Origin of the sequence: Dietzia sp. DQ11-44, assembly GCF_014145205.1 — a bacterium.
Lineage (GTDB): Bacteria > Actinomycetota > Actinomycetes > Mycobacteriales > Mycobacteriaceae > Dietzia > Dietzia natronolimnaea.
Map to the genome: position 1 here is coordinate 1 of NZ_JAALEC010000543.1, position 885 is coordinate 885.

An 885-nucleotide genomic window follows, 5' to 3' on the forward strand; every position below is an offset into this window, starting at 1 on the left:
ACGGACCGCCGGCGGCGGGGGACCTCGCGGAGTTCCCCGAGCGTGCGGGCGGTCTCCCACGAGGCCTCGGGGATGCCGTCACCGGGCAGCGGGAGCACCTCCTGCACGCGGTCCAGCTCGAGTTCCTCTGTTCCCTGGATGTACGTGGTCGGGGTGAGCCGGACGCGACCGTGGACGCGGGTGGCGGCGATCATCACCCCGTGGCACATCGCCGAGGCGATCGCGCAGACCGTGAGCATGAGCCAGTGGACGGGCGCGCCGGCGATCAGCTCGAACACCGCGGCGCTCGCGCAGAACAGCGGCGCGGCGAAGATCCAGGCCCAGCTCCACCCGTCTTCGGCGAAGAGGATGGGGCCCCGCGGCTCCGGTCCCGTCCCCGGCTCCGGCCGGTCGGGCTCACTCGCCGGCACGCGAACCGCCACCGGTCGTGAACTTCATGGCCTCGGCGGTGTGCTGACGCCACACGGCGGTGGCGGCGCACAGCCCCGCGAGGATCTGCAGGGAGATCACGATGAAGGTGACGATCTCGCCACGCTCCCCCGCCTCGGCGACACCGCCGAACACGCCGATCACGACGGAGACCGCGTCCACCACGAGGAAGATGGCGACGATGTCGAGCATCGTCCGGGCCCAGCCCTTTCCCGCTCGCAGCCGGAATGCCAGCCACACCGTCACCACGCTGACGAGTACCGCCAGGACGGCGCCCACAATCCGCGCCATGCCGAACAGCGCCTCGATGGAGATGTCAGCGGCCCCGGCGGTCTCGACGGCGTCGCGGAAGGCGTCACGGGTGGCCGGAGGCAGATCGCCGAACCGGGAGGTCGCGGCGTTGAGCAGCATCCCGATCAGCGCGAACCCTGTGGCGGCGAGCCACAGTCCCCAGGC

General features: G+C 71.8%; 2 protein-coding genes. Both read right to left on the reverse strand.

Annotated elements, in window-relative coordinates:
- Positions 1-410 (reverse strand): hypothetical protein (locus tag G6018_RS13160; RefSeq protein ID WP_182639846.1); only part of this gene is annotated, 410 nt, incomplete at its 3' end.
- The coding region (locus tag G6018_RS13165; RefSeq protein WP_182639847.1) for a hypothetical protein at positions 397-885 on the reverse strand (489 nt) is incomplete at its 5' end. The genes G6018_RS13160 and G6018_RS13165, both read right to left, overlap by 14 nt.